General features: G+C 41.3%; 5 protein-coding genes. 2 read left to right on the plus strand and 3 right to left on the minus strand.

The window, feature by feature from the left end; all coding sequences use genetic code 11:
- Window positions 1-362: PIN domain-containing protein (locus tag IM479_RS07345; RefSeq protein ID WP_287684434.1), on the plus strand; the 362-nt coding region annotated here is incomplete at its 5' end.
- Between the two features lie 70 nt (window positions 363-432).
- Here IM479_RS07345 and IM479_RS07350 read toward each other — a convergent pair.
- The 3 genes from IM479_RS07350 to IM479_RS07360 form a co-directional block, all read right to left on the minus strand.
- The gene (locus tag IM479_RS07350) at window positions 433-612 is read right to left on the minus strand and encodes a hypothetical protein (protein WP_002747316.1); all 180 of its coding nucleotides are present in this window, start codon (window positions 610-612) and stop codon (window positions 433-435) included.
- A gap of 220 nt (window positions 613-832) precedes the next feature.
- A protein-coding gene (locus IM479_RS07355; RefSeq protein ID WP_287684436.1) for an IS630 family transposase occupies window positions 833-1,781 on the minus strand; the annotation gives its coding sequence in 2 pieces (ribosomal slippage) (window positions 833-1,439 and window positions 1,438-1,781; 951 coding nt in all).
- A gap of 253 nt (window positions 1,782-2,034) precedes the next feature.
- Window positions 2,035-4,455 (minus strand): phosphoketolase family protein, encoded by a 2,421-nt coding sequence (locus IM479_RS07360; protein ID WP_287684437.1) that lies wholly within the window; start codon window positions 4,453-4,455, stop codon window positions 2,035-2,037.
- Between the two features lie 538 nt (window positions 4,456-4,993).
- On the opposite strand from IM479_RS07360, the gene gap reads away from it, so the two are divergent.
- Window positions 4,994-6,028: a type I glyceraldehyde-3-phosphate dehydrogenase gene (gene gap, locus IM479_RS07365; protein WP_286824976.1), complete on the plus strand. Its 1,035-nt coding sequence runs from the start codon at window positions 4,994-4,996 to the stop codon at window positions 6,026-6,028.
- Window positions 6,029-6,514 lie beyond the last annotated feature (486 nt).

Below are 6,514 nucleotides of genomic sequence, written 5' to 3' on the forward strand. Positions count from 1 at the left end.
CCAAACAAGATCAATCTTCAGAGACTCTTAATAAGCTGATCAATCAACAGAAATTAATTATCCTAAATATTAAATTAATCTCTCTAGCAAATAGTTTAAATGAACGTTTAGGGAAAGGTGAATCTGATGCCATTACTTTAGGAATAGAATTACAAACTGATTATATCATCCTTGATGACTTTGCAGCAAGAAAAGAAGCACTACACTTAGGCTTAAATGTTAAAGGAACTTTAGCGATTATTCGTAAACTTCTCAAAGAAGGAAAGATAGAAATTGAAAATTTGGAGAGTTTTTATCAAAGACTTAGAGAAATTAACTTTAGAGTCAAGCGTGAGATATTTGAGAGCATTTTTGGAGACTGAGTGTGATACTGAAGGCACTGCGTAGCAGCACGCTTATTTTTTCGGGTGCATTAACACAGTATAATGCGCCTTATTTCTTGTTATTGATGGATTCCCACCATAACTTTAAATCACTTTCATTAATCTTTTTTTGAAGATATTCAATCTGATCTGAATAGCTGAGATTTTTCATGTCTTCAGCCATTTTTTCTTGACTGGTTTGTTTAAAAGCTAAACAGTCAAAACTTTTTTTAATTGTCGTTGGCTTCATCAATTGTTACCTCTAAAGGAGAAATAATAGTCAAAATCCCGTAGCCATTGAGTAAATTAATTTGATTATAGCCTTTCATTTTATCTAGGCGCACAATATGTTTAAAATTCCATGATATGATTGCATCCGCTCTAGCTATTGTAGCAGCCGCTACATGAGTAGCATCATTAATAGACTTTGATGTAACAACTCCTTCATTAATATATAGTAATTCTCTGACTTATGAGGCACAGTAGCAACAGTGAGTAAACCAATTGCGAATATCTTTCTGAGTAACTTCTAACATAGCCAATTCAATCTCTTCTATTAAGTCTTTGTAAGTTCTCGCCTTCAGTTTTCTTAACATCGCTTTCACTTTTGACCAAAAGTTTTCAATAGGAGAGAATTCGGGAGAATAAGGAGGTAAATAGATGAGTCTAGCTTTTTCTTGTTCGATTATTTCTCTGACCATTTCTCCGAGATGAATCTTGGCGTTATCCATGATCAGACAGTCTCCTTCTTTAATTTTTGGCAGCACTTCCTTCAGAATAAATCCTTCAAATGTTACCGCATCCACTGCACCGTATATATTGACTGATGCGACAACTTTTTCTAAGCTTATAGCACTAATTATTGAAATATTTCTCCCTCTTTTTTGTGATTTTCTTCCTCTGGCTCTTTGGCCAATTAAGGCTCTAACATAGAGTCTCAAAAGGGCTAAATTTACCCCCGATTCATCGATAAAAATTAGTTTTGATGCCTCAATTTCCCCTACTTGGGACCAGTATTCTACTCTTTTTTGCTGTACCCTGTCACTTTCTTTTTCCGCCGCGTGTAGTGTTTTTTTTGAAACTGTAATTGAGTTTTTGCGTAATCCGCCCCAGGGTGGCTCTACTGACTTTCACCTGTGTCTTTTCATACAGTAAGTCCGATAATTCTTCAAGAGTTGCATCATTGTTAGCTTCGATGATTTCTATTAAAATTATCAGTTGTTCACTATTTAACCTGGTTGGCGGACTTACCCCTTGCGGACGAGGACGGATATTTCCTGTTTCTTTATATTGCTTCAATAACTTCTGAATAAAGCTTTTAGCCACGTCAAATCTCTGGGCTAGTCCTCGAATGGAAATTTTTTCTTTCTTCCAGACATCGATAATTTTTTGGCGAAAATCTACAGAATAGGGTCTCATAGGAAGCGGGTAAGTTCTATTATTTGTCTATTTGCTTTCCATTGTACCTCATAGCTCCAAGAATTGCTATATTCTGATTGACTGGTATCACCTGAAATACCCATGCGGATCACAAAATTGGCCAATTGTCAATAGCTTTTGAGATGCTCTCACCCTGTAGAAAATCAAGAATATTTTCTTTAGGTGGAATAGGAAGATGAAATTTATCGGTAAACCAATAAATTATCATCACCTAAACCACTTTCTAGCCTAATTAATAGGGCCATTTCCAGTTAGTAATCTCGTCCTTATCGATGCCATTGGTAAAAGCATAATCGAGATTATCGATAATAGCATTTTTCATCCGTTCTTTCACATGACCGGCAGCAGAACCTAATTTCGGCACGCGATCAATGACATCAATTACTAGATGAAAACGATCAACTTGGTTACGAATCGCTAATTCTAGGGGAGTATTAATATTCCCTTCTTCTTTGTAACCGCGCACATGAATACGTTCTTGATTGCTGCGACGGTAGGTAAGTTTATGAATCAGCCAAGGATAACCGTGGAAATTAAAGATAATTGGCTTATCAGTGGTAAATAAACTATCAAAATCCCGTTCCGATAAACCATGGGGGTGTTCACTTTCCGACTGTAATTTAAACAGATCAACCACGTTGATAAAGCGAACTTTTAAGTAAGGGAATTCCTCCCGTAGAATTGCCGTTGCCGCTAAAGATTCTTTAGTGATAATATCCCCACAGCAAGCCATAATCACATCCGGTTCATCGGGATTAGTTCCATCATCATCGTTACTGGCCCAATCCCAAATACCGATACCTTTGGTGCAGTGTTTAATTGCTTCTTCAATGGTCAAGTATTGCAGGTGTTTCTGTTTATCAGCAACGATAATATTAGTGTAATCCTTGCTCTTGAGACAGTGGTTAGCCACACTTAATAAACAGTTACCATCGGGGGGAAGATAAACCCGCACCACGTCAGCACTTTTATTGGTTACTAAATCGATAAAACCAGGGTCTTGGTGACTAAAACCATTGTGATCCTGCCGCCAAACCACCGAGGATAACAACAGATTCCAAGAGGAAACAGAAGCGCGCCAAGGCACATGATTTTTGCAGATATCGAGCCATTTAGCGTGTTGGTTGAACATGGAATCGATAACGTGAGCAAAAGCTTCGTAGGAGTGAAATAAACCGTGACGACCGGATAATAAATAACCCTCTAACCAACCGACTAAAGTATGTTCACTCAGCATCTCCATCACCCGACCATCGGGAGATAATTGGCTACCATCTAAATCCTCTGGATAGGTATCAGCTAACCAAGTTTTTTTAGTCACTTCATAGAGAGCCGCTAAACGATTAGAAGCAGTTTCATCGGGACCAAAAACGCGAAAATTAGTCATATTATTTCGCATTACATCCCGCAAAAATACCCCCATCACTCCCGTGTTTTCCGCTTCCACTTGGCCCGGATGGGTGACAGCCACGGCATATTGACGAAAATCTGGCATTTTTAGGTCTTTACGCAGCAATCCGCCGTTAGCGTGCGGATTAGCACTCATGCGACGATGACCAATAGGAGCGAGTTCTTTAAATTCTGGCTTAAATTTACCCGTGGTATAGTCAAATAATTCCTCCGGGTTATAGCTTTTCATCCACTCCTCTAATTTTCTCAAGTGTTCGGGGTTTTCCTGCATGGCACCCATGGGGACTTGGTGAGCGCGCCAGAATCCTTCTACTTTATGACCATCAACGTTTTTCGGCCCTGTCCAACCCTTGGGAGACCGGAGGATAATCATCGGCCAGGGGTAACGTTTAGCAATACCCGTGCTGCGAGCTTCCTGTTGATAGGAGCGAATCTGATTGATACAGTGTTCTAGGGTAGCGGCCATTTTTTGATGGCAGTGCATGAGGTCTTCATCTTCCTTACATTCGACAATGTAGGGGGTGTAACCGTAACCGACAAAGAGACTTTCTAACTCGTGCGTCGAAATACGGGAGAGAATGGTGGGATTAGCGATTTTATAACCGTTTAAGTTTAAAATTGGCAGTACCGCACCATCGCGAATCGGGTTAAGGAATTTATTCGAGTGCCATGCGGTGGCAAGGGGACCGGTTTCTGCTTCCCCATCACCAACGACCACGGCCGTAATTAGGTCGGGATTGTCAAAAACAGAACCGTAGGCATGGGAAACACTATAACCCAGTTCGCCGCCCTCATGGATAGAACCGGGGGTTTCGGGGGTGACGTGACTGCCGATGTGACCGGGAAAAGAAAATTGTTTAAAGAATTTTTGTAATCCTTCCTCATCTTGACTTTTATCGGGGTAAATTTCCGAATAGGTTCCTTCTAGATAAACCGGACCGAGTACCCCCGGCGCCCCATGGCCAGGACCGGCCATAAAAATCATATCGAGGTCGTATTTTTTGATTAAACGGTTGAGGTGAACGTAGGTAAAACTTAAGGCCGGACTTGCTCCCCAGTGACCGAGCAAACGATACTTAACGTGTTCGGGTTTAAGATGTTCTTTGAGCAGGGGATTATCGCGCAGATAAATCATACCTACAGCTAAATAGTTACAAGCGCGCCAATAGGCATGGGTTTTATAGAGTTCGTCTTGAGAAAGGGGATTTTGTTCTGTTAAGGGTCTTTCTGGTGCGAATACCATGAATATTTCTCCGATATCAATGAACGATGAGATTAATAGAGTTGATAGACAATTTCTCCAGATTATCGAGAGGGTTAACCCTCGGTCAGTTTTCAAACTGTAATCAAGAGTCTAACCTTTTGGGGTGCAAAAAACTATTAAAATAAACTATATTTTACTGATCTGACTTGGCTAATTTATGTCCGTCGGGCGGGGTTTTTAAATGGATTTTAAAGGAAAATTAATGTCTTCTTAACTTAGAGAACAATAAATTCTCGGAAAACTTTTAATGATTTTTTAATGTCAGCTTTTCCCAGAATACCATAAAGTCACGCCTTAGTTTGTCGGGAAGAGCCTAATTAGGCTTTCTCGATGCCGGTGGTGGGGACTACTAGGAGAGCTTTTGAAGCACTGAAACTTAAAATCTTTCTATACTTCATCTAGCGATCGATAAAAGCTGATTAGTATGTATAGTGATTCTCTACAGGCCAATCAATTCTCAAATTTTTTTTTTCTTGATCGTGCCTAAGCTTATCGCAGCTGCAAAGGAGTTTTTTTCATGACAAAAGTAAGAGTCGCTATCAACGGATTTGGTCGTATCGGTCGCCTCGTTTTTAGGGCGGGTATCCAAAATCCTGATTTCGAGTTTGTTGGTATTAATGATCTCGTCCCCTCCGATAATATTGCCTATCTGCTCAAATACGACTCCACCCACGGACGTTTTCAAGGTACGGTAGAAGCAAAAGAAGATGGCATCGTCGTCGATGGCAAGTTTATCCCCTGTTACTCCATCAAAGACCCCGCTCAACTGCCCTGGGGTGCAACCGGGGCCGATTATGTGGTTGAGTCCACCGGTTTATTTACCACCGCGGAAGGGGCAGCAAAACACCTAGAAGCAGGGGCCAAACGGGTGGTTATCTCCGCACCCACCAAAGATCCCGACAAAGTTCGTACTATCGTACTAGGCGTTAACGACAATGAGTACGATCCCGCTAAGGATCTGATCGTCTCTAACGCTAGTTGTACCACCAATTGTTTAGCCCCGATCACCAAAGTTATTAACGATAACTTCGGACTAGCGGAAGGATTAATGACCACGGTACACTCGATGACCGCCACTCAACCCACCGTTGATGGTCCATCGAAAAAAGATTGGCGCGGTGGTCGCGGCGCGGGTCAAAATATTATCCCCTCCTCCACGGGAGCAGCCAAAGCAGTAACCCTAGTTATTCCTTCCCTAAAAGGCAAATTAACCGGTATGGCCTTCCGTGTGCCAACTCCCAACGTTTCGGCGGTGGATTTAACCTTTAAAACCGAAAAAGCCACCAGTTACGAGGAAATCTGCGCCGCGATGAAAGCCGCCAGCGAAGGACCAATGAAAGGTATCCTCGGTTATACCGATGAGGAAGTGGTATCGAGTGACTTTATCACCGACCCCCGTTCCAGTATCTTTGATGCTAAAGCTGGTATTCAACTTAATGCCAATTTCTTTAAGGTCGTCTCTTGGTACGATAACGAGTGGGGTTATTCCTGCCGGATGTTAGACCTGATGAAAATGATGGCAGCCAAGGAAGCAACCTTAGTAACAGCCTAAATCAGTTATCAGTTATCAGTAACCAGTAAACAGTGAAAAGACAGCACTGTTAATGCCGTTATTAGGGTGCATCCCACATTTGCAGGAACACCGATAATCAGCAATTATCAGTGACTTTTAAATTATTACAGATATATCAGCAGCTGTCTGTAAGCATCCCACCGAAAAACTAATGCGCTCCGGGGTTTGGGGGGTAGAACCCCCCAAAAGCTTGGATTGAGCGATAAAACCGAAAGTAACGCCCGATTTTAGTAGAGAGTTTCCCTTGAAAAATCCCAACTTCGTAGATTTACAAAAATGAGATGCACCCCGTTATCGAAAATTTGGGTTAAAACCCCGTCCTTTTAGGACGGCTTTTTAAACTATAGCTTGTTAACTTAACTTTTATTGTGCTATACTGACTTTATCTAAGTACCCCGTGGGTAAAATGTTTGTCTTAGAGTTTAAAGTTAAAGCTAAAACTCAACAGTATCAAGCCATAGACGA

It is taken from the genome of Microcystis sp. M165S2, assembly GCF_020245885.1.
In the GTDB taxonomy this organism is placed as follows: Bacteria; Cyanobacteriota; Cyanobacteriia; order Cyanobacteriales; family Microcystaceae; genus Microcystis.

What these genes read in the sequence shown, in the direction of transcription:
- IM479_RS07350 (WP_002747316.1), bottom strand. Translation starts at nt 612, where the DNA reads ATGAAGCCAACGACAATTAAAAAAAGTTTTGACTGTTTAGCTTTTAAA.
- IM479_RS07360 (WP_287684437.1), bottom strand. Translation starts at nt 4,455, where the DNA reads ATGGTATTCGCACCAGAAAGACCCTTAACAGAACAAAATCCCCTTTCT.
- gap (WP_286824976.1), top strand. Translation starts at nt 4,994, where the DNA reads ATGACAAAAGTAAGAGTCGCTATCAACGGATTTGGTCGTATCGGTCGC.